This is a genomic window from Actinomadura sp. 9N215, assembly GCF_044326345.1.
GTDB lineage: Bacteria > Actinomycetota > Actinomycetes > Streptosporangiales > Streptosporangiaceae > Spirillospora.
This window is the reverse complement of the sequence record NZ_JBIRBA010000006.1, coordinates 90,929-112,457: the sequence shown is the minus strand read 5'-3', so window position 1 is coordinate 112,457 and position 21,529 is coordinate 90,929. Positions and strand designations below refer to the sequence as shown.

17 protein-coding genes are annotated in these 21,529 nt (G+C 72.9%); 5 read left to right on the top strand and 12 right to left on the bottom strand.

Features of this window, described 5'->3' with window-relative positions:
• Positions 1 to 45 precede the first annotated feature (45 nt).
• Positions 46 to 393 carry a BlaI/MecI/CopY family transcriptional regulator gene (locus ACH34T_RS12430; protein WP_395992208.1) on the top strand — a complete coding sequence of 116 codons (348 nt, stop codon included), beginning with the start codon at positions 46 to 48 and terminating at the stop codon, positions 391 to 393.
• On the top strand, positions 390 to 1,280 hold the full coding sequence (locus tag ACH34T_RS12425) for a M56 family metallopeptidase (protein ID WP_395992207.1): 891 nt from the start codon (positions 390 to 392) through the stop codon (positions 1,278 to 1,280). The genes ACH34T_RS12430 and ACH34T_RS12425 overlap by 4 nt, the downstream gene beginning before the upstream one ends.
• A gap of 81 nt (positions 1,281 to 1,361) precedes the next feature.
• On the opposite strand, the gene ACH34T_RS12420 is transcribed toward ACH34T_RS12425, so the two are convergent.
• The 3 genes from ACH34T_RS12420 to ACH34T_RS12410 all read right to left on the bottom strand — a co-directional run bounded on the left by ACH34T_RS12420 (position 1,362) and on the right by ACH34T_RS12410 (position 3,815).
• Positions 1,362 to 1,817: a tellurite resistance TerB family protein gene (locus tag ACH34T_RS12420; RefSeq protein ID WP_395992206.1), complete on the bottom strand. Its 456-nt coding sequence runs from the start codon at positions 1,815 to 1,817 to the stop codon at positions 1,362 to 1,364.
• Positions 1,818 to 1,921: 104 nt separating this feature from the next.
• Positions 1,922 to 2,827, bottom strand: a complete 906-nt coding sequence (locus ACH34T_RS12415; protein ID WP_395992205.1) for a phosphotransferase enzyme family protein — start codon at positions 2,825 to 2,827, stop codon at positions 1,922 to 1,924.
• Between the two features lie 31 nt (positions 2,828 to 2,858).
• Entirely contained in the window at positions 2,859 to 3,815 is a 957-nt protein-coding gene (locus tag ACH34T_RS12410) for a TrmB family transcriptional regulator (RefSeq protein ID WP_395992204.1), read from the bottom strand.
• Between the two features lie 151 nt (positions 3,816 to 3,966).
• Between ACH34T_RS12410 and ACH34T_RS12405 the strand changes: the two genes are divergently transcribed.
• The gene (locus ACH34T_RS12405; RefSeq protein ID WP_395992203.1) at positions 3,967 to 8,184 is read left to right on the top strand and encodes a S8 family serine peptidase; all 4,218 of its coding nucleotides are present in this window, start codon (positions 3,967 to 3,969) and stop codon (positions 8,182 to 8,184) included.
• Positions 8,185 to 8,229: 45 nt separating this feature from the next.
• On the opposite strand, the gene ACH34T_RS12400 is transcribed toward ACH34T_RS12405, so the two are convergent.
• Both ACH34T_RS12400 and ACH34T_RS12395 read right to left on the bottom strand, forming a co-directional pair.
• On the bottom strand, positions 8,230 to 8,469 hold the full coding sequence (locus ACH34T_RS12400; protein ID WP_395992202.1) for a hypothetical protein: 240 nt from the start codon (positions 8,467 to 8,469) through the stop codon (positions 8,230 to 8,232).
• Complete coding sequence (locus tag ACH34T_RS12395; protein WP_395992201.1) at positions 8,460 to 9,719, bottom strand: neprosin family prolyl endopeptidase; 1,260 nt, start codon at positions 9,717 to 9,719, stop codon at positions 8,460 to 8,462. Before ACH34T_RS12395 ends, ACH34T_RS12400 begins: the two co-directional genes overlap by 10 nt.
• A gap of 246 nt (positions 9,720 to 9,965) precedes the next feature.
• Between ACH34T_RS12395 and ACH34T_RS12390 the strand changes: the two genes are divergently transcribed.
• On the top strand, positions 9,966 to 11,276 hold the full coding sequence (locus ACH34T_RS12390; protein ID WP_395992200.1) for a hypothetical protein: 1,311 nt from the start codon (positions 9,966 to 9,968) through the stop codon (positions 11,274 to 11,276).
• On the opposite strand, the gene ACH34T_RS12385 is transcribed toward ACH34T_RS12390, so the two are convergent.
• The 7 genes from ACH34T_RS12385 to ACH34T_RS12355 form a co-directional block, all read right to left on the bottom strand.
• The gene (locus ACH34T_RS12385) at positions 11,273 to 12,520 is read right to left on the bottom strand and encodes a M28 family metallopeptidase (protein WP_395992199.1); all 1,248 of its coding nucleotides are present in this window, start codon (positions 12,518 to 12,520) and stop codon (positions 11,273 to 11,275) included. The genes ACH34T_RS12390 and ACH34T_RS12385 overlap by 4 nt on opposite strands.
• A 15-nt stretch (positions 12,521 to 12,535) precedes the next feature.
• Positions 12,536 to 12,853: a hypothetical protein gene (locus ACH34T_RS12380; RefSeq protein ID WP_395992198.1), complete on the bottom strand. Its 318-nt coding sequence runs from the start codon at positions 12,851 to 12,853 to the stop codon at positions 12,536 to 12,538.
• Positions 12,854 to 12,908: 55 nt separating this feature from the next.
• Positions 12,909 to 14,036: a zinc metalloprotease gene (locus tag ACH34T_RS12375; protein ID WP_395992197.1), complete on the bottom strand. Its 1,128-nt coding sequence runs from the start codon at positions 14,034 to 14,036 to the stop codon at positions 12,909 to 12,911.
• Positions 14,037 to 14,203: 167 nt separating this feature from the next.
• Entirely contained in the window at positions 14,204 to 15,202 is a 999-nt protein-coding gene (locus ACH34T_RS12370) for a TolB family protein (RefSeq protein ID WP_395992196.1), read from the bottom strand.
• Complete coding sequence (locus ACH34T_RS12365; RefSeq protein ID WP_395992195.1) at positions 15,199 to 16,452, bottom strand: MFS transporter; 1,254 nt, start codon at positions 16,450 to 16,452, stop codon at positions 15,199 to 15,201. Before ACH34T_RS12365 ends, ACH34T_RS12370 begins: the two co-directional genes overlap by 4 nt.
• Before the next feature lie 181 nt (positions 16,453 to 16,633).
• A complete protein-coding gene (locus ACH34T_RS12360; protein ID WP_395992194.1) occupies positions 16,634 to 19,084 on the bottom strand; it encodes a N,N-dimethylformamidase beta subunit family domain-containing protein in 2,451 nt (816 codons plus the stop codon).
• A 279-nt stretch (positions 19,085 to 19,363) separates the two neighbouring features.
• On the bottom strand, positions 19,364 to 20,143 hold the full coding sequence (locus ACH34T_RS12355) for an IclR family transcriptional regulator (RefSeq protein ID WP_395992193.1): 780 nt from the start codon (positions 20,141 to 20,143) through the stop codon (positions 19,364 to 19,366).
• 145 nt (positions 20,144 to 20,288) lie between these two features.
• Here ACH34T_RS12355 and ACH34T_RS12350 point away from each other — a divergent pair, with 145 nt between their 5' ends.
• Positions 20,289 to 21,500, top strand: a complete 1,212-nt coding sequence (locus ACH34T_RS12350) for an FAD-dependent monooxygenase (protein ID WP_395992192.1) — start codon at positions 20,289 to 20,291, stop codon at positions 21,498 to 21,500.
• Positions 21,501 to 21,529 lie beyond the last annotated feature (29 nt).

Sequence of the window (21,529 nt, the reverse complement as noted above, 5' to 3'; positions counted from 1 at the left end):
CGACGTTCTGCGCAGGAAAGGGTGAGGCCGTTGTCGCGTAGACCATTGGGGCAGTTGGAGGCCGAGGTCCTCGCCGCGCTGGCCGGGCTCGGCGGCTCGGCCAGGACCGCCGAGCTGGTGGCCCGGCTCGACGACGATCTGGCGTACACGACGGTGAACACCATCCTGCACCGCCTGCACGAGAAGGGCCTCATCTCGCGGACCCGGACCGGCCGCCACTACCGGTACCACCTGACGGTCGACGAGTCGGAACTCGTGGCGGGCCGGATGCGCGAGCACCTGCGGCACGCGAGCGACCCCGTCGGCGTGCTGAACCGGTTCGTCCGGACGCTCAGCGGCGAGGAGGCGCGCCAGTTGCGCGAGATGCTCGACGACCCGGGGGAGTCCCGGTGAACTGGTTCACCTTCCTGCCCCTCGCCGTCATGCCGGCGCTGAGCATGGTGCTCGGCCGGGTGCCGTTACCGCTGCATCCGTCCTGGTCGGCGCGGCTGCTGGCGATGACGGCCGCGATGACCGCGGTGGCGGCGCTGGGCACCGGCGTCTTCGTGTCGATCAACTACGCGGCCTCGCTGGCGCCGTCCGCCATCGCGCACGTCCCCGAATGGGCGCTGTTCGGAGACGACAGGCCGGTCCCCGGCGCCGTGGGGGTTCCGGCGGCGCTGCTGACGGCGGCCGGGCTGGCTCTCGCCGGACGGACGGCCGCGCGCTGGGCGTCCGAACTGCGGACCGCGCGGGCACAGGCCCGGGAGCCGCTGGACACCGACGTCCCGATCGCCGTCGCGGTCCCCGGCCGGCACGGGGGAGTGCTGCTGTCGAGGGGCATGCTCGGCACGTTCACCGCCGGCGAGCTCCATGTGGTCCTGCAGCATGAGACGTCCCACCTGCGTCATCGGCACCACCGCTACGCGGCGTCCGGCGCGCTGCTCGCGGCGGTGCTGCCGCCGCTCCGGCCGCTGGACGAGCGGCTGCGCCTCGCGGTGGAGCGCTGGGCCGACGAGGACGCGGCCGAGGCGGTCGGCGACCGGGCCTACGTCGCCCGCACGATCGCCAAGGCCGCCCTCGCCCACCCGCGCACCGCCGGACCGGCCGCCGCGTTCGCGGAGTCGGGCGTCGTCCAGCGCGTCGAGGCGCTGCTGGGCACGCCTCCGGCCAGGAACGCGGTCACCGGCCCGCTGCTGTTCACGGGCAACGGCTTCCTCACCGGTTCGCTGACCGCGACGACCCTTCAGCTCGACCACGCGCTCGCGTCGTTCCTGCTGCCGCTGCTGGCCGCCGGGTAACCGGACGTGCCGCCCGGACGCGCTGCCCGGACACGGCCCGGACGCGCCGCCCGGACGCGCCGCCCGGACGTGCCGCGCGGATCAGAGCTCGAATTCGCCCGGGTTGAGGTCGAGCGCGAAGCAGGCCTCGCGGACGATCGCCTTCTCGTTGTCGTCGAAGTTGCCGTCCGCGCCGCCGATGATGATGCCGATCTGGACCACGGCGCGCGCCTCGGCGGGCTTCTTCTTCGCCTTGCCGATGTCCTGAAGGACGGAGACCTTGCCGAAGTCGAAGTCGGCGGTCAGCTTCGTCACGTAGTCGTTGAAGCGGCGCTGCAGGTCGTCCGCCGGGAAGTTCTGCAGCACCTCGTTGCTCGCGATCAGCGACGCGGTCCGCTGCCGCTCGGACGGGTCGACGCTGCCGTCGGCCGCCGCGACCAGCGCGCACATCGCCATGCTCGCGTCCCGGAACGCGCCGCTCTTCAGATCGTTCTTCCTGCTGAGCAGCTGCGACTGCATGGTCTGGGTCGACTCGCGTAGCTTGTCCCAGAAAGGCATCAGGTCCTCCGCTCGTTGTCCGTCCCACCCGACCCTAACGGGCCTGCTACAACCGTAGTAGTGATGGGCGTTCCCCGCCCGCGGCCCGGAACGCGTGTCGGCGCTCAGGGGCGAAGGCGGTGGAACAGTCCGACCCGGTCGCGGTGGTAGTCGACGTCCTCCTGGTCGTGCACGACACCGCGGTCGACGGACCAGTGGAAGTAGGCGGCCTCCCTGCGCAGCTTGTGCCGGATGAGCTGAGCCAGGGCCTCGTCGTCGAGTTCTCCCGCCGTTCCGCCCTCCGCCATGTATGCGTCGACGAACCGCCTGACCAGCCGCAGCTCGTCGTCGCCCCATTCGGTCGCCGCGGCGGCCAGTTCGAATTCGGGCGCGCCCACGAAGGATTCGTCCCAGTCCAGGACGGCGGTGATCGCGTCGTCGTGGACCAGCGTGTTGCCCGCGTAGTAGTCCCCGTGCAGGGGGTGCCGCGTGGGATGCGAGCGGTGGAACTCCGCGAGCCAGCGGTCGAGAGCCGGGTCGGCGAGCTCGACGGGATTCGCCGGCGCGCCCTCCGCGGCCGCGTCCTCCGCTCCGTAGAGGCCGTACTCGGCGAAGGCCCGGACGGGGCGAGGGCCGGGCTCCGCGGTCGAAAGGGCACGGTGGAGGCGAGCCAGCAGGCGGGCCGCCCGGAGGTGCTGCTCGTCCTCCCGCGGCCAGCGCCCATGGACGAACGGCCACAGCGAGACCGGCCGCCCCTCGACGCGCACGACGCTGGCGCCATCGCGCCTGGACAGCGGCGCGACCGCCTGCGGCAGGAACCTGGCGGCGTGCCCGGCGACCGCGTGGCACCACTCGATCTCCTCATCGGCCCGCCACTTCGGCCCGATCCGCACGACGTGATCCCCGAGCCGGTACGCGGCCGACTCCTCACCGCCGTGCAGGCGCCGCGCCTCCCCGTCCCCCGCCACTCCCCACCCCTCCTCGACCGCGCGCCGGACGGCCGAGGTCAACGGGATCTCCGCGTAGATCATGTCCGCCACCTTACGAAACGCGGGTTGGGGGTCAGACCCAGTTGCGGTGGGCGGCCTGGACGCCGGCCTGGAACCGGTTATCGGCGGAGAGCTCGTCCATCAGGCGGCGCATGCGGCGGCGCATCGTGCGGGTGGACAGGCCCAGCTGGCGGGCGATGGCGTCGTCCTTGAAGCCGCTGAGGAGGAGCGCGAGCAGGTCGGGGTCGATGGACGGGTTCTCCGCGCCGGAGCCGCTGAGCGGCAGCGCGCGCGTCCAGTAGTGCTCGAAGAGGTCGATCAGCGCGTCGAGCAGTGTCGACTCGCGGATCAGGACGGGGCGCATGTTGTCCGGGTCGAAGCCGAGCGGCATCAGGGCGAGGCGGCGGTCGGCGATGGCCAGCTTGATGCGCAGTCCCGGCAGGACGCGGGCGTTCTCGCCGCGCTCGGCCAGCTGCTCGATCTCGGCGAGGGCGCCGCGCTGCTCCAGCGCCTCGGGCGCGTAGATCGCCCGCCAGCGGACGCCGCGCGCGAGGCTGGCCGGCTCGACCGGGTTGGTGGCCGCGAGCGCGTACGGCGGACGGTCCAGCACGAGCATCTCCTCGCGCACCTGGTGCTGGAGGCGGACGAACCAGCGGCCCAGCTCCTCGGTCCCGCTGAGCAGGTCGATGGCGCCCGCGTCGTCGGCCCGGGACACGCTGTGGAACACGGAGTCGAGCTCGGCGGCGACCGTGCGGACCTCCTGCAGCCGCGCGGTCTGCCCGCGGACCAGCGCCTCAAGCGCGGTCTCCGGGGCTGCGGCGGTGTACCGGAGGCGGCGCCCGGACAGCCGGCTGACCAGGCCGAGCCCGCGGAGCCTGTCGAGCGCCCGGCGGACCCGGTCGGTGCGCTCCCCGAGCCGGTCGGCGAGGTCGGCCGGGCTCGCGTCGCGGCCGGCGAGCAGGGCGCGGTAGACGGCCTCGTCGAAGCCGTCCACGCCGACGGCTTCGAGCGCGCTGCGGTTCCCGGTCATGATCCACCTTCGTCGTGGCCCCATTGTGCCACCGTCTCCTAGCGGCCACGGGAAAGCGTTGCCTCGCGCACCGTCCCCCGGTTACACGTAGATCACCGACGAAGATCGCCAAACGGACAAAGCCGTCAGACGTTCAAGAGACGAGGCCACGGTGAAGCATCCGCCCTCCGGTCGCACGCGCGTCATCGCGACGCTGACCACCATCGTCCTGCTCGGCTCGGCGCTGGCCGCGGCGCCCGCGTCCGCCGACGCGCCGGCTCCGAAGACCCGCGTCGTGATCGAGCTGGCCGGCCCGGCCGCGCTCAAGGGCGCGGGCGGCCCCCGCGCCCTCGCCCCGAGCGCCCTGGCGCAGGAGCGCGACCGCGTGCGGGACGGGCAGCGGGCCGCCCTGGCCGCCGCCGAGTCCGCGGGCGTCCGGGTGGACGTGCGCCGCACCCTGACCGACCAGGTCAACGCCATCGCCGCCACCGTTCCCGCCGCGGACGTCGGCCGGCTCGCCCGGCTGCCGGGCGTCCGGGCCGTCCGCCCGGATCGGCGGATGCGGATGAGCACCGACGTCAGCGTCCCCCTGGTCGGGGCGCCCCAGGTGTGGAAGCGGGACGATCCCAAGGGCCGCCCGACCCGCGGGACGGGCGTGACGGTCGCCGTCATCGACACCGGGATCGACTACACCAACCCGTCCCTGGGCGGCGGCTTCGGCCCCGGGCACCGGGTCGTGGCGGGGCTCGACATCGTCAACGGCGACGGCGACCCCGCCGACGACAACGGGCACGGCACCCACGTCGCCGGGATCGTCGCCGGTTCCGGCGCGGTCACCGGCGTCGCGCCGGACGCCACCCTCACCGCCTACAAGGTGCTGGACGACTGGGGCAGCGGCTACGAGTCCGACATCGCGACCGGGCTGCAGGCCGCCGTCGACCCCGCGAACCCGCACCGCGCCGACGTGGTGAACCTGCGCCTCGGCGGGACGGGCGACGGCACCGACCTGGTCGGCCGGGCCGCGACCGCCGCCGCCGAGGCGGGCGTGGTCGTGGTCGCCTCGGCCGGGAACAGCGGTCCGGCGGCGGAGACGGTCGGGACGCCCGCGGCGGCCGACGGCGTCCTCGCCGTGGGCGCGTCGACCAGCGGGCTCCGGCTCCCGGCGGCCTCGCTGGTGGAGCCGGTCAAGGACAAGCTGCAGTCGTTCCGCGTCCCGTTCAGCGCCAACCCGCCCGCCGAGCCGGCCACCGGCGAGCTCGTCGACGTCGGCGAGGGCGCGCCCGCCGACTTCGACCGCGCCGGCGACGTGCGCGGCAAGATCGTCGCCATGAAGGTGCTGCTGCCGACCAGCCCCAAGGACGTGCAGCCCTGGATGCTGGAGGCGGCCCGGCTGGCCGAGGAGCGCGGGGCGATCGGGCTGCTGGCCTACACGACGTCCGGCGGCGGCCCGGTGATCGCCCAGCGGCCGGACGCGGGCGACGTGGAGGTCCCCGTCCGCACCCTGCAGTCGGGCGACAGCTTCCGGATGGACAAGATCGTGGTGTTGGGCGTCGACCCGCTCCAGTGGCGGGAGGTCGCCGCCCACCTCGCCAAGGGCAAGGTGCGGATCAGGCTCCAGGGCGAGGACATGACCGACCGGCTCGCCTCGTTCAGCTCGCGCGGCCCGACCTCGCGGTACACGCTGAAGCCCGAGATCGTCGCGCCCGGCGTGGAGATCCGCTCCACCTGGCCGGTCGGGCAGTGGAAGCCGGGCGTCTACCGGCTGTCCGGGACGAGCATGGCGTCGCCGCACGTCGCGGGGGCGGCGGCGCTCGTCCGGCAGGCGCACCCCGGCGCCTCGTCCGCGTGGGTGCGCGCCGCGCTCACCGGCTCGGCGAAGGGCCTGGCTGGTTCGGGGCCGCGCGACCAGGGCGCGGGACGGCTCGACGTCGACGCGGCGACCCGCGCCACGGTCACCGCTTCGCCGTCCGCGGTGTCGATGGGCCTGGCCGATCTGGGCGCCGCGAAGGTGTCCGGCAGCGGGACGGTGACGTTGCAGAACTCCGGCTCCGGCCCGGTCGGCGTCAAGCTGCGGGTGGAGAAGGCGCCCGGCAGCCCCGGGGACGTGAGGCTGTCGGCCGCGCAGGCCACCATCCCGGCGGGCGGCAAGGCGACGGTCTCCGTCGCGGTGTCGGCCGACCGGCCGGGCGGCGACGCCGAGCTGTCCGGCTGGATCGTGGCGGACGCCGACGAAGCGCCGGACGTGCGCGTCCCTTACCTGCTGTCCGTCCGCCCGCTCGTGGTGCAGACGTCGCCCGACCCGAGCGACGGCACCGGAGAGGTGTTCGTGTACGGTCCGGCGGACCTGGCCGCTCCGCCGGTCGTCACCGTCACCCCGCCGCACGGCAGGCCGACGACCGTGCGGACCAAGCCGGACCACGGCCGCTGGTACCGCGCGAGCCTGACCGGGCGGAAGGCCGGCGTGTACCGCCTCGCCGCGACCGCGTCCGCGACGGCCGGGCAGCGGCTGGTCGGCGCCGCCACCTGGGAGGTCACGGCCGACGACAGCCGGCCGGGACGGCAGAGGTGGACCCCGGTCGGGCCGAACGGCGAGGCCGGCGACATCGCCACCACGCCCCGCGACCCCGCCGTCGCCGCGCTGGACCAGCCCGGCAAGTCCGGCCCCTGGGTGACCGAGGACCACGGCGCGACCTGGGCGCAGCGCACCCGGCTCCCGGTCGCCGGCGGCACCGGCAAGATGATCATCGACGCGCGGTGGCCGAAGCGGATGTGGTACGCGATCAACGGGGAGGGACAGGACCCGACCTACCAGGGCAGGATCCTGCGGTCGGACGACGCCGGCCGCACCTGGCGCACCCTGCCCGCGCCGGACACGGCGTACTCCGGGTTCGTCGCCGACGCGCGGACCAGGGCGCTGATCGCGGTCACCGCGGACGGCCTGGTGGTCAGCCGCGACCGCGGCGACTCCTGGACGCGGTACCCGCTCGGCCTGGGCGACGAGGTCATCTCGACTGCGGTCGGCGGCGACGATCTCTACGTCGCCACCCGGCGCGGGGTCTGGGCGGTGCGCGGCCTCGTCCGCGGCGAGCCGTCCCGCGTCCAGCAGGTGTTCGAGGGCGACACCGACAAGATGGTGGCCGACGGCGGGCTGATCGCCGTCCTGGGCGGCGACGACCGCGTCCGCGGATCCCGGGACGGCGGCGCCACCTGGCAGGACCTCATCGGCAAGGAGGTCGGCGGCGCGATCGACATGGCGATGCGCGACGGGAACATCCTGGTGTCCACCTACTACCCGGACAACATGATCAGCCGGGACCACGGCCGGACCTGGGCCGCGCAGCCCGGGCCGGTCACCGGCGCCATCGAGACCGACATCGCGCCGTGGGGCCGCGGTTCGCTGCTGCTGACCTCCGCGCGGGCGGGCATGTTCCGCACCGGCGACCGGCCGGGACGCGTCGGCGTCCAAGGCGTCACCGTGTACGACATGGCGGTGACCAGGGACGCCTCAGGCCGCACCATGCTGGTCGCGGGCACCGACTACGACACCTACCGGACGCCGCTGCCGGCCGGGCGCGTCCGTCCGGAGACGAGCGAGTGGGGGCTGTCGGGCAAGGAGGCCCACCACGGCAGCGCCGTCGCGCAGGTCACCGCCTCGCCGTCGCGGCCGGGCACGGTGTGGAAGATCCGCAAGTCGTCGGCGATCTCGTCCTTCTTCGTGCTCCGCAGCACCGACGGCGGCGCGACGTGGGAGCAGCGCGGTGTCGACAGCGAGATCCCGCTCGACCTCGTCGTCGGGCCGGCCGAGTCCGACCGGGTCGTCGTCCCGTTCTGGAGCCTGCAAGGGCAGGGCCTGTACGTGACGCGCGACGCCGGAGCCCACTGGAAGAAGCTGTTCCACGACCAGCTCTTCACTACCGCAGCGGCGGACCCCGCCGATCCGGACCGGCTGTGGCTCGGCGGCGCGGACGGCCTGTACCGCTCCGACGACTACGGCACGACGGTCACCAAGGTGCTGTCCGGTCCGGTCACGGCGATCACGGTGGACGGGCGGCGGATCATCGCCGGTGGCGACACGATCCGCCGCAGCGACGACGGCGGCCGCACGTTCCGCGACGCCGACGCGGGCGGCCTGCCGATGAGCGTGTCCGCGCTGGCGACGTCGCCCAAGGCCCCGGACACCGTCTACGCGGCCACGGCCACGTTCGCGGCGAACGGGCTGCGCAAGGGCGGGCGCGGCGTGCTGCGCAGCCGCGACGGCGGGCGCACCTGGGAGAACGTGTCCGGCGGGCTGCAGAACCTGTCGGCCCGATCGCTGACGATCAGCCCGGACGGCCGCTGGCTGTTCGCGGGCACGGACGACGCAGGCGTCCACCGGCTGCAAATCCGCTGACGCCCGCTGCTGGGTTGGGCGGGGGCGGCCGTGGACCGTCCCCGCCTAGCGGTCGTCCGGGCTCCTCGGGTTCCGCTCAGGCGGGCGGCCGGTCTCCACGCGCTTCCCCCGGAGCTCGTAGTCGCGCCGTTTCAGGCGCGGCACGTAGCCCTCGGGGCACAGGCCGGGACGGGTCGCCTCCGGCGGCTGCGGGCCCGGCGGGAGGGCGGCGTCCTCCAGGTCGGCGCGGACGCATTCGTACGCGTCGTCCGTGGACGGGACGACCTCGGGACGTTCTACGGGCATAGCGCGTTCCTCCCGCTGCCGCCCCACCAGAAGTACGGGCCCCACGACCCGGTGTTGCCGAAGTCGGCCGCGAGGTCGTAGCACATCGGGTGCGTCACGGACGGGGTGCCCCGCATGCGGCTCATCCCGCCGCCGGTGTCGGACTGGTAGTGCAGGCCCCGCATGTAGCCGCACCACTGCCAGCCTTCGGCGGGCCAGTGGCCGCTGCCCATGTCGGTCGCGGTGGTCGCCGGGACGCGCGGCGTGTCGACGATCTCGCCGCCCCAGTCGACCACGTCCGACTGCGAGGCGAGCCCGCCCGAGTTGAACAGCGAGGCGGGGTAGTAGCCCATCCAGGTGGAGCCGATCCGGACCCACCAGTTCCCCTGGTAGAGCTGGACCTTGACCCCCATCTCGTACTGGTCGCCGCCGAACGTGCTGAGCGGCCCGAGCAGCTGGCCCGGCACGATGTTGGTCGCGTACTGGACCCAGCCGAGCACGTCGGTGTTGTAGCCGCCCAAGTGGTCACCGCAGTGGGTGTACCCGTTGGTGGTGTAGTAGAGCATCAGGTGGGGTTTCCAGTCCCCGTACAGGTCCCGGTACGTCTGGGCGCCGACCTCGACGGTCTGCAGCCCGGACTCGAAGCCGCGGGCCATCCACTGCTGGCCGAGCGAGAACTCGTCCGACCATTCGACGTACGGCCACCACAGGTTGATGAACCCCTCGGTGCCGTAGCACCTGACGACCTGCGCGGCGTGCGCGTACTTGTGCGGGTTCTCGCGGCGCGCCTCCTGGAGGCCGCCCTGCGGGTCGTCCGGCGCGGTCAGCTTCTTCGCCTCGACGCCCTTGGCCAGCCAGTCCTGCAGCGTGCCCGCCGGGTGGATCTGCTCGATCTGCTTGCGCACCAGCGGGACGGTCCCCGGAGGCCCCGTCTCGACGCCTTCGGCCTCCAGTTCGAAGCGGACGTGCTCGGCCACGTGGATGCCTTCGAGGCGTTCCAGCGGACGGTTCTCGTCCGGCGGGTCGGCGACGCGGCCGTCCGGCGCCTGCGACTCGGCGGGCACCCAGTCGAGGGTCTGGCCGGACGGCGTGTTCGTGCGCGTCACCACGTCCCGGCTCGCGTACAGGTCGCGCAGGTACTGGTGGATCTCGTCGAGCCGTTCCGCGGCCTCCTTCTCGCGCACCGCCTCGGATTTGGCGAATTCCCTTCGGGGAGCGGCTTCGCGGCGTCCGGTGCGGTCGGGATTCCGTTCCACAAGGATGTCATGCATGACGTTCCTCCGCTGACGATATCGATGCAGCATTACGGGTTTATGTGGACCCCTCCAATTCCAGCGTCAACTTGCCTCTGACCTGCGTCAACATCGATTGAATGCGAATTTGCCCGCGTTTGCGCGATCGGCCGTTTGGGCGGGACGAATGAACGCGTCCTGTCGACGACCTACGGTTCTTTGGTGGTTCAGGCGCGGATCGCTCTGATTGACTGGTGAAAGGCGCGGAAGGGGGGACGGCGACCGATGAGTCGATGGACCGGCTGGATCCCCGGCGCCGCGAGGCTGGGCGAATGGACGCGCGAGCGGGGCTCGTGGGTGCTGTGCGAGGAGGTGCTCGCCGGCGCCCGCGAACTCCGCGCCCTGCTGGCCGCCCGGCGGGACGACGGCGAGGTGTCCGGCCAGGACGCCGACCTGCTGCGCGCCGCGGAGGACGCCCTGGACCGCGCGGAGCACGTCATCGACTACCGCGGGCACCGCAGGAGCCGCACCGCGTCGCACGTCACGACCGCGCAGCTCCACCTGAACTCCGCGCGCTCCCTGTGGATGCGGACGCTCCCGCCGCACGAGCTGCAGTCCTGCCTGCCCGCCATGTTCGCCGCGGTCAAGCGGCATCTGGCGCCGTCCGACGAGCACCGGGTCTTCGTGGAGCGGATCGCCCGGCAGGTGCACGACGCCCAGCAGGCGGGCCGCCCGGCCCGCGTCCCAGGCGGGCAGCTGATCGTCGTGGTGGAGGCGGTGGACGCGGCGCGCCAGGCCGCGCTGCGGGAGAAGCTGCGCGCCGGCAACTTCGTGCGGATCGTCCACTGGATCACGGTGTTCCTGTTCGCGCTCGCGATCAGCATCGGGGTGCTGTCGGCGGCGGCGAAGACGGCCGTCCCGCTGTGCTTCAACCCGGCGCCGAGCCCCGGCGCGCGCGGCGACTTCAGCGTCGTGTGCCCGACGCACACCGAGCCGTCCGTCCCCGCGGGCCAGCTCGCGGAGCAGACCCGGCGGACGGCCGGCTGGGCCGACTACATCGTCGTCGAGTTCGTCGGGCTCGTCGCGGCCGGGATCGCGGCGGCCTCCGCGCTGCGCAAGATCCGCGGCACCGCCACCGCGTTCGGCATCCCGGTCGCGCTGGCCATGCTCAAGCTGCCGACCGGGGCGCTCACGGCCGTGCTCGGCCTGCTGCTGATGCGCGGCTCGTTCATCCCCGGGCTGAACGCGCTCGACTCGTCGGCGCAGATCATCGCGTGGGCGGTCGTCCTCGGCTATTCGCAGGAGCTGTTCACGAAGTTCGTCGACCGGCAGGGCCAGGCCGTGCTGGACAGCGTGCACGGCTCGGCGCCGGCGTCCCCGGCCGTGGCGTCGCCCTCCGCCATGCCTCCGCCCGTCCCGCCGCTCGCGTCCTCGCCCGGGGAGCCGCCCGCGTCCGCCGCACCGACGGCGGAGCCGACGGAGACAGAGGAGACGGCTGGACCTGCGGCGGAGACGGAGGAGACGGCTGGGCCTGCGGAGGAGGCGGCGGGCGTGTCCGCGGCCGGGCCGGTCTCGCCGGAGCGCGAGTCCGGCTAGGCGTCCGCCAGGAGGGCCGTCGCGGCGGTCGCGACGTTCATCCGGACGATGCCGTGCGCCAAGTCCTCGTCGACGCCGTCCAGCGTGTCGCCCGCCGTGTGGACGTTCTGGTTGGCGCTGTCCGCGCCCTCGATGGTCAGGACGGCCGGGATCGACGCGTCGATGAACGGCACGTGGTCGCTGTTGAACGGGCGCAGCGACGTCTGCACCTTGAGCGAGGTGTAGGTCGCCGCCGCCGTGGCCAGCTCGTCGATCAGGCCCTGGGAGACCTCGGCGCCCTCCAGCAGGACGGTCGGCTCGGGCGTGTTCACCGACGCGATCATGTCCATGTTCACGACCGCCGCGATGTCGAGGCGGGCGGCGGGGTCCAGGGACGTCACGTACTGGGTGCTGCCGAACAGGCCCTCCTCCTCGCCGCCGAACAGGATCAGCCGCAGGTCGTGCCGCGTCCGCACGGCCGCCAGCACGCGGGCGATCTCCAGCAGCCCGGCCGCGCCGCTGCCGTTGTCGTCGGCGCCGGGCGCGGGCGCGGCGGGCCCGCCCGCCAGGTTGATCGAGTCCAGGTGCGCCGTCACGACGACCACCCCGCGGGGCGACCGGTGCGGCGCGACCCGCTCCGCGACGACGTTGGCGCTGCGCCCTGACCCGACGTCGATCGGCGCCACCGTCACCACATAGCCGAGGGCGCGCAGCCGGTCGGCGGCCGCGGCCGCCGCCTCGCGGAACCCTTCGCTCAGCGAATGGCGGGTGCCGAACCCGACGAGCTCGGTCAGGACGTCCCGGTAGGCGTCCGCGGACACCGCGTCCGCCAGGGCCTGGACGTCCGGCGCGGGCTCGCGGGCGACCGGCGTCACGCCGCGGAAGACGACCGTCCCCGGGCGCAGCGGCTCCACCCGGTAGCAGACCTCCTCACGCTCACGCGGCCGGATCCGGGCGCGATGCTCCTCGCCGAGCGCGACGACGAGGTACCGGCCCTTGTCGACCAGCACCGGGACGTCGGGGTGCTCCCGCTGGAACACCCGTCCGACCTGGGTCACCAGCGTGGCGTCCGCGGCCGGTCCCGGCGCGTCGCCCTCCTCCAGCGGGACGCCGCCGGACCGGGCGCGGTCGCGGACGGCGTCCCAGGGCGCGCCGTCGTCCGCCCAGTACAGGACCGTGTCGCCGAGCCGGGCCCAGTCCGTCCCCGGCGGGGCGATGCGCGCCGTGTCCGGTTCGCCGGCCGGGCGCGCGACACCCGTTCTCATCGTCTTCCCCCGTTCTCACTTCGCGATCACGAGCCGGTCACCGGTCCGGGACAGGACGGTGATGTCGAAGGGCGTGCCGCGCCCCTCCGGGAAGGTGACGGCGATCCGGTCGGCCCCCCGCCGCTCCCAGCGGCCCCGCACCTCGCCGAGCCGGTCGTCGGGCGCCGGGCGGCGCTCGACGAACGTGCCGTCCGGATGGAACGCGATGCGTTCCCGCGGGCGGCGCGCGGGACGGAGCCGATGGTCGGCGGGCCGGTACACCGCCGTCGTCTCGGTGTCCTCCTCGAACGCGTGGATCCAGGAGCCCGTGACCTCCGGCGGCACACCGTTCACCTGGCCTCCTTCCGGCGGTTCCCGCCGTTCCTGCGACTCTGGCGGTTCCGGCCGGTCATCGGCCGGAGCGGTTGCCGACGAGGCCGAGCATGTTCTGGATGTCGGAGAGGACCTCCTTGGTCAGCCGCTCCGAGTCGTGCAGCAGCCGTTCGACGTCGCCGTTCTGCGGCGCCGCCGCCCCGCCTGCCGTCCCGGCCGTGGCCCCGGCCGCAGCGGGCTGCTTGGCGGGCTGCGCCGCGGGCACGGCCTGGCGCGCGACCAGCAGCGAGGCCCTGGCGCCCTCCAGGCAGGCGTTGACGCGCTCGCGCTGGCCCTGCGTGAACAGGAACATGCTGTCGTCGTCCACGTAGTCCATGTAGTTCATGAACATGTCGCCGTTCGGCCCGTTCTTGCAGGTGACGTGCGGGAACGTCGGCTTGCCGACGTTGTAGCCGGCCTGGTTCGGCGTGTCGGCCACGCCGTCGTCCCGGTCGCACCCGGTGCCGTCGTCGCCCCAGATGTGGAAGAGGTCGAGCCAGTGGCCGATCTCGTGGGTCGCGGTGCGGCCGCCGTCGAACGGGTCCGCGGCGGTGCCGGACGTCCCGAACGCCGAGTGCTGGATGACGACGCCGTCGGTCTCCGGCGGGCCGCCGGGGAACTGCGCGTAGCCGAGCAGACTGCCGCCGAGCTGGCAGACCCACATGTTGAGGTACTGGTCGGCCGGCCACGCGTCGGAGCCGCCGGTGTCGGCGAACTTCATCGCGTCGTCGGTGTCGAATTCGCCGTGCTCGGTCTCGACCCGGACGATCCCGTCGGTCGGGTCGCCGTACGGGTCGGTCGAGGCGAGCGCGAACTCGATCTCGAAGTCCGCGACCAGCGACTTCCACACGTCCGGGACCTTCGACACGTCCGGGTTGGCGGCGCGGAAGTCCTGGTTGAGGACGTCGATCTGGCTGTGGATCTGCGAGTCGTCCACGTTCTGCGCCGGTTCGTTGACGTTGTGCACGATATGGACGACCACGGGAAGCGTCACCACGCCCCGGGGCGCGGACGAGCGCCGTCCCATCTCGTGCTGGAGCGCCCGGTTCTCGATGCGCGAACGCTGCTGGCGGTAGGTCATGCTCTCGTTGAGCAGCCGGCGGTGGACGTGCATGGCCCCGCACAGGTCACGTCGCGCTGCCGGGAAGGGATTGGTCTCGGTCATAGCGAGTCCTTCCGAGTTGGTTCGGCCCGTCCGGGCCCTCGGACATTTCCCGCCGCGTCTGGAGACCTACCAATGCCCGCGCGCCCGCTAAGCCCCCGGGACTCAAAATCATCCGGAAAATGAGTTGTTATTGCGTTTTCAATATCTTTTTCCGTCAACGGCCGCGGTCAGACGTCGCCGCCGACCAGGGTGGGGGAGTCGGCGTCGGGGATCAGCAGCCGCGGCCGCCCGCCGTCGAGCGGGGCGATCCAGATGTCGGCCGTCGTGCGTCCGCCGCCCGCCTTCGGCACCGCGTACATCACGCGCTCGCCGTCGAGCCACGCCACCTGGTCGTCCACGCTGCGGGTCTCGCCGAGCGGCCACTCCCGCCCGGTGCGCAGGTCGAAGGCGTAGAAGCGCCAGGCGTCCTGCGAGGTCTCGTTCACCCGCTTCTTGTAGACGACCCTGGTCTGGTCGGGGGACAGCGACGGGCACTCCGCGTTCTCCCGCAGCGCGGTCAGGGTGCGGCGGGACAGGTCGCCTCTCGCGAGGTACGTGCGGCCGGACACGGCGACGGTGGCGAAGAAGACGTTCGAGTCGGCGGCGAAGGTGACGCCCCAGACGTTGCGGTCGACGCTGCCGTCCTTCGCCCCGTTGAGGAGGAAGGTGAAATGCTCCAGGTTCGCCAGCGGTCGACCCTTCTTGCCGTCGTAGACCACGGTCTCCGTGGAGAACCCGAGCGAGATGTAATTGTGCCCGCTGACGAACACCGTGGTCGCGAAGTGCCGCCCGTCGGGCGCGACCCGCGCCCGGCTCGGCACTCCGGCCAGCGGTTCGTCGTCCGCCTCGCGGAGCCGGTCGTCGAGCCGGACCACCTCGTACGGCCGTCCGGGCACGCCTCCGTCGCGCAGGCACACCGCGCGTCCGGCCTGGGCCGCCACGCGCAGGCATCGCGGTCCGGCGAGCACGCGGTTCTGCACGGCATTCGGCGCCGCGTAGGCGACCCGGCCCTGGTCGGGGCCCCGCTTGAGCGATCTGAACACGATGTGCTCGTCGCGGAACAGGCCGGGGCCCGCCTCGCCCGCGCTGGACGCGCCGTCCCGTCCGAGCACCGCCGTCAGCACCGTGCCGACGGCCACGCCCACCAGCAGGACGCCCAGCGCGAGGGTCACCCGGGAACGGTTCATCGAAGTCCTCCGATCAGGGAGACGGCGGCCAGGGCGCCGGCGAGGGCGGCGGCGAACGCCCACAGCGCCGCCGACGGCCCCGCCATCGCCCAGAGCGCGCCGAAGGAGAGCGCGGCGAGGCTGCGGCCCAGCGCCACGCAGGTCTGCACGGCGGAGATCACGGTCGCCCGGTAGCCGTCGGGGACGATCGCCGCCGTGGCGGCGGGGAGCACGCCGTCGGTCGCGGCGTAGTAGAGCCCGAGCAGGGCGAGCGTCGCGCCGGCGGCCACCGGGCCCGCGCCGGAGCCCGCCACGGCGTAGGCGAGCAGGATCATCACGTGGCCGGCGATGAAGACGCGCGGCCTGCCGAACCGGTCGGCGAGGCGTCCGAACGGCACCGCGGCTGCCAGGTAGACGACGCCCGTCGCCAGGAACATCAGCGGGAAGACATGGGTGGAGATCGCGTCGCCCGCGAGCAGCACCAGGTAGAGGAACGCGTCGCTGATCGTCAGCGCGGACAGCACCGCCGCGGTCAGCAGGACGCGGCGCACCTGCGGCCGTCCGGCGACGAGCCGCGCCACCCCGGCCAGCGTGATCGGGGGCGCGGCGTCCGCGCCGGCCGGGGCGGACCGGCGCTTCTCGTCGACCTTGCCGATCAGGAGCAGCACGCCGAGGCCCGCGACGCACATGGAGACGACGAACACCGCGTCGAAGTCCCCCGGCGCGGCGGTCATCAGGAAGAACGCGGCGACCGGGCCGAGCAGCGCGCCCAGGGTGTCCAGCGCGCGGTGGACGCCGAACGAGCGGCCGAGCGTCCCCGGCGGCCCCGAACCGGCGATCAGCGCGTCCCGCGGGCCGGTGCGCAGGCCCTTGCCGATCCGGTCGAGGCCGGTCGCGGCCGACAGCGCGGCGATGCCCGCGGCGGGCAGCAGCAGCGCCTTGGCGATCACGCCGAGCCCGTAGCCGGCCACGGCCACCGCCTTGGGCCGCTCGAACCGGTCGGCGACGTAGCCGCCCCCGACCCTGGCGGCCACCGTCCCCGCCTGGTAGACGCTGTCGAGGACGCCGAACGCCATCGGGGACAGGCCGAGCCCCACGGTGATGAACAGCGGCAGCACCGCGGTGACCATCTCGGTGGAGACGTCGGTGAGCAGGCTGACGAATCCGAGCACCACGACGGTGCCGGGAACCCGTCCGGCCATCCGGCGCCGGGCCTTGGACGGTTCACCCGAGCCGGAGGACGACGGCGTCCCACGAACGGTTATGTACACGGGCCGGCCTTTCTTCGTGACCTGGACCCCGCTCCACCGGCCGGGACGGCGAAGCGCGGAGCCCGGGACGGGAAGCGCGGAGCCAGGGGCGGCGGAGCGGGGCCTGAGGGGCGGAGCGCGGGGCCCGGGGCGGGGCGGAGCGGGTGCCGCGCCCCGCCCCGGGCCGTCGCGTCGCCGCCGGCTACCCCGTGCCGGGGAGCGGCGCGCCGGAGGTGAACTTGTTCAGGACGTTCTCGCTGATCCTCGTCAGCTCGTTGTTGTAGTTGTTGTGGAAGAACTGCCCGCTCCACACCATCGACGAGGCCGAGAACACCGCCCCGCCCTTCGGGTAGTGGATCAGCGTCACGTCGCCGCGCACCATCGGGTTGGTGTCGCCGCCCTCGAACAGCGACGAGGTGTTGATCTCCTCGACGACGTGCATGTACTGCTCTCCGAACCGCTGGGACGAGCCGAGGACGATCGCGTTGGCCGGGGTGCCGAGCGCGTAGTCCACGCGGTCGACCTCCTCGCCCATCGGCCCGCCCGGGCTCTGCAGGCTCGGCAGCCCGTCGCCGATGCCGTCCTTCTTCGACACGCCCTCGAACACCCAGGCCCCGGCCGCGGAGTAGCTCGCCTCGGACCGGTCGAACGGCTTGTTGTACTGGGCCGAACCCGACGGGTTGCCGAACCCTTGAGCGGAGAAGCCGACGCCGAGCAGCTCCTGCGGAGGCGTGCCGCGGAAGCGCCACAGGCCGCCGTACTCGCCGTCGGTGCTGTGGTAGTACTCGCCGGGGGCGGCCTGCCACGCCTCGGTGCCGTCATGGCGGCGCAGCTCGGTGTAGGTCCTGGACTTGTCGAGCGCGGTCACCCAGTAGAACCCGTTGCCGCCCAGGTACATCAGCCGTCCGCCGTCGTTCAGCCAGCCCTTGATCGACTCGAACTCGGTGGTGGAGATGTACTCGGGATGGGTGCCGGTGATCACCGTCTGGTAGCCGTCGAGGATCTTCCTGCCCTCGCGGTCCACGTCGTGGTCGGTGATGTAGTCGACCTCGTACTTCTTCGTCTCCAGCCAGTCGAAGATGTGGGTGTCCGCCTCGAAGGCCCACGGGCGGCCCTCGCCCTTCGGGCCGGTCGTGAGCGACCGCAGGTTCTGGATCGGCCGCCGCTCGCTGGAGTAGACGTACCCGCTGCCGTCGGCGTGGTCGGAGTACTGGCTCATGGTGCCGCCGGTCTGGCCGTAGGCCAGGTACGTCAGCGTCGGCACCAGCATCGCGATCTTCGCCGTCCGCTTCTTCGGCCGGACGACGAACGTGGCGTGGTAGACCTTGCCGTCGGCCTCCAGCCGGGCGGCGTAGACACCGCTGCGGGCGTTCTGCGGCACCTTCCAGGTGAACGAGGGCTTCCACTTGGTGTCGCCCAGGTCGTCCTCATGGAAGTACATCGCGCCCCACTGGTCGGGGTCCTGGTTGTAGTTCATCGTCTTGCGGTCCCAGGCGTGGCCGGTCAGCGCCCGGACGGGGAGGTTCACCGCGCGTCCGTCCAGGCCCCGCGAGCCGGTGCCGGACACCCGGTCGCCGGACATGTTCCTGGAGAAGTCCCACGCCGCGGAGGGACGCGGGCCGTGCCCGCCCCTGGCGACGGCGTCCAGATCGCCCTTGCCCAGCGCCCGGTCGTAGAGCGCGGGCGCCTCGATCTTGCCGTTGTAGAAGCCGGCCGGGTGGTCGTCGCCCGGACGGTTCGAGTACGCGGCCATGAGCAGCGGGCCGGCAGAGTGCCGGACGTCCCCGGCGGCGATCCGCTTGGTCACGGTCGCCCCCGAGTCGTCGGGGGCCGTCGAGACCGGCCGCTGCGTCACGGTGACCTGGCGGGATCGCGCGTCGTAGGACGCCGCGACGAAGTACCAGCCGGAGTTGTTGACGTGCTGTGGCCGGGGGTTCTTGTTGAAGTACATCTCGGGACCGCCCATCGCGGGCGCCCAGGGCTTGAGCTTGACCCCGGTCGAGACGCTCTCCCCGCCGATCCGCAGCGCGGCCGCGCCGGTCTCGTCGATGAACAGGCCGTAGCCGCGCTTGTCGGCCTCCGACCACTTGGTGACCAGGCCCTGCGCCCTCGGCGTGCCGACCGGGGTGCGCTTCAGCGCCGTCCTGTTGTAGGGCGAGCCCGGGATCGTGGACGGGGCGATCCACGCCGTGAGGGTGAACCCGTCGTCCGGCCTCAGCCGGTCGTGGTCGGGCACGGTGACGTACGAGCCCAGCGGAAGCCGCTGGTCCGCGCCGGGGTAGGTGCGGTTGACCGGGTCGTCGATCACCTGCTCCTTGACGCCGGGGCCCTTGGGGTCGGCGTCGCCGTGGGAGACCCGGACGATCGTGGACTTGAACTCCTTCGCCTTCGTGCTCGCCATGATCTTGACTGACTCGCCCGGCTCGACGCTGAGCCGGTCGGGGTAGCCGCTGATGCCGAGCCGGTCCTGCTGCTCCTGCGGGGGCACGGGCTCGGTGGGAAGCGGCTCGTCGGGCACGTAGTTCGCGGGCGCCGCGGCGTTCGGGCCCGGCGCGCCGGCCGCCTGCGACTGCGACACCGCCGGAAGGACCGCGGCCACCAGGACGCCGACGGCCAGCACGGTCGTTCCGGGTCTCGCTCTGGACTTTCTCATGGGGGGACCTGCCTCGGGATGGGGGACGGGGCATGCGAGGTGCGTAGGCGGGAGGTCGAGAAATATCCGTATACGGGACATGGATCTAGATCTATGGACAGAGAGTCTGTTAACCGGCGAAAGAACGAAAGATGGAGGTTTTGGGGTGGCGTCGAGTGGTCCTCTGCCTGCGTTGCACGTCAGCGGCGTGCGATGAACGGTCGATTCTCCGCGGCGAACGGTAGGCGTCCACCGCGAGCCGTCCCGCTGAACAAGCCGCTGGACGTGGCGGTGCCGGGATCAGGCTTCGCGGATCCTTGTGCCGGGGCGCCAGCCCAGCATGCGGGAGACGCCGAGGCCGGCCGCGATCAACGACGGGAGCGCCGCCTGGTGGAGCACCGATCCGGTGCGCACCACCACGGAGAGCGCCGCGACGACGCGTCCTTCGCCGTCCACGACGCGCGCCGCGAGGGAGTCGGCGCCGGGGGTGAGCTCGCTCCGCACGGTGGCATGGCCGGTGCGGCGGATTTCGGCGAGCTCGCTTCTGAGCACGGTGGAGTCGGTGTTGGTCTGAGGCGTGTACCGGCGCAGCGTGCCGGAGAGGATCCGCTCGATCAGATCGGCGCCGGCATGGGCCAGGAGGACCTTTCCCACGCCTGAGCAGTGCAATGGCAACCGGCCTCCCACATGGGAGACGAGATGCTGGGCACGCGGCGCGGACAGCCTTTCGATGATCACGGCCTCGGACCCTTCCAGGACCGCCAGTTGCACGTGCTGGTGCAGTGCGGTGTAAAGGTCCTCCATGAATGGCTGGGCCTGACTGCGCAGCGATTCGGTGAGCGGCGCCAGCGTGCCCAATTGCCACAGCCGCAGCCCGATCGTGAATCGGCCGTCGTGCTGCCGGCTCAACGCGCCGACATCGGTCAGCTCCAAGGCAAGCCGCCGCACGGTTGCATGCGGCAGGCCCGTTTTCCGCACCAGATCGGCGAGGCTCAGCGTGCTCTGATCCGGCTCGAAAGCGAACAGGACCTCCAAGAGGCGGGAACTCACGCTCCTGCCGGGCTCACTGGTGCGGGGCATGCCGCATACCTCCCTCCGTTGGACGGCGATGGTAGCCGAACAATGTTCATAGGATGGCCGACCTCGCGCCTTCTGGTCGACCGGCCGGGCAGCATGACGCTGTCCACCCGGATGCGGGGCACGACCAGGGGAGCCGAAGACGGAGATGCTCGGGCCGAACGTCGAGACACCCAAGATCGCGATCGTTGGCGGCGGGATCGGCGGCCTCGCGGCCGCCGCCTTCCTCCGCCGCGCGGGCCTGCGCGGCACGGTGTACGAGCAGGCGCCGGCGCTGAAGGAGGTCGGCGCCGGGCTCGTCGTGGCGCCCAACGCCGCACGCCTGCTGCGCCGCCTCGGCGTCCTCGGGCGGCTGCGGCGAAGCGCCGTCCGGCTGGACGTCGGGTGGGAGTTCCGGCGCTGGCAGGACGGGACGGTCCTGTCCGCCGAAGACCTCGCGACCGCCTGCGAGCGGCTCTACGGCGAGCACACGTACACGGTGCACCGCGCGGAACTGCTGGACGTCCTCAAAACCGCCGTTCCCGAGGACGCGATCAGGCTCGGCAAACGCTGCACCGCGCTGGAACTACGGGACGGACGTCCGTCCCTGCGGTTCGACGACGGCGAGAGGGCCGAGGCGGACATCGTCATCGGGGCCGACGGCGTCCATTCGGTGGTGCGGGGGGCGGTCACCGAGCCGCGGCCCGCCGCCTACTCCGGCCTTTGCGCGTTCCGCGCGCTGGTGCCCGGCGACCGCGCCCCGTCGTTCGCCCTGCGGCGCGCACAGACTCTGTGGATCGGCCCAGGCCGCCACCTGGTGCACTACCCCGTCTCGGGGGGAAGGGCGGTGAACCTCGTGGCGTTCGCCCCCGCGGGCGACGACTCGGTGGAGTCGTGGACGGCGCGGGCGACGGTCGAGGAGTTCCTGCTCGAATTCGACGGGTGGGACCCGAGGCTCGTCGACCTCGTCCGCGCCGCGGAGACGCCGGGCCGGTGGGCGCTTCTGGACCGTGCCCCGCTCCCGCGCTGGAGCAGGGGACCGGTGACGCTCCTCGGGGACGCGGCGCACCCGATGTTCCCGTTCTTCGCGCAGGGGGCCGCGCAGGCGATCGAGGACGCGGCCGTCCTGGCCCGCTGCCTCGCCGAGGACGTCGCGGACCCGGCCCGGGCGCTGCGGCGCTACGAGTCGCTGCGCCTTCCGCGCACGTCCCGGCTGCAGGCGGTCAGCCACGCGCGGGCGGACGTCAACCACCTCCCCGACGGGCCCGGCCAGCGCGCCCGCGACAGGTCGTTCGCCGGGACCGATCCGCTGGTCGGCAACGCCTGGATCTACGAGTACGACCCCGACGCCGCGATGGCCCCCGAGGCCGGAGCGGGCTGACCCCCCACACGACCGACATGTTCGTTGAA

Coding starts and splice junctions, on each gene's coding strand:
- ACH34T_RS12420 (WP_395992206.1), bottom strand. CDS start 1,817: ATGCCTTTCTGGGACAAGCTACGCGAGTCGACCCAGACCATGCAGTCG.
- ACH34T_RS12370 (WP_395992196.1), bottom strand. CDS start 15,202: ATGAACCGTTCCCGGGTGACCCTCGCGCTGGGCGTCCTGCTGGTGGGC.
- ACH34T_RS12350 (WP_395992192.1), top strand. CDS start 20,289: ATGCTCGGGCCGAACGTCGAGACACCCAAGATCGCGATCGTTGGCGGC.
- ACH34T_RS12400 (WP_395992202.1), bottom strand. CDS start 8,469: ATGCCCGTAGAACGTCCCGAGGTCGTCCCGTCCACGGACGACGCGTAC.
- ACH34T_RS12390 (WP_395992200.1), top strand. CDS start 9,966: ATGAGTCGATGGACCGGCTGGATCCCCGGCGCCGCGAGGCTGGGCGAA.
- ACH34T_RS12385 (WP_395992199.1), bottom strand. CDS start 12,520: ATGAGAACGGGTGTCGCGCGCCCGGCCGGCGAACCGGACACGGCGCGC.
- ACH34T_RS12415 (WP_395992205.1), bottom strand. CDS start 2,827: ATGATCTACGCGGAGATCCCGTTGACCTCGGCCGTCCGGCGCGCGGTC.
- ACH34T_RS12375 (WP_395992197.1), bottom strand. CDS start 14,036: ATGACCGAGACCAATCCCTTCCCGGCAGCGCGACGTGACCTGTGCGGG.
- ACH34T_RS12395 (WP_395992201.1), bottom strand. CDS start 9,719: ATGCATGACATCCTTGTGGAACGGAATCCCGACCGCACCGGACGCCGC.
- ACH34T_RS12360 (WP_395992194.1), bottom strand. CDS start 19,084: ATGAGAAAGTCCAGAGCGAGACCCGGAACGACCGTGCTGGCCGTCGGC.
- ACH34T_RS12355 (WP_395992193.1), bottom strand. CDS start 20,143: ATGCCCCGCACCAGTGAGCCCGGCAGGAGCGTGAGTTCCCGCCTCTTG.
- ACH34T_RS12410 (WP_395992204.1), bottom strand. CDS start 3,815: ATGACCGGGAACCGCAGCGCGCTCGAAGCCGTCGGCGTGGACGGCTTC.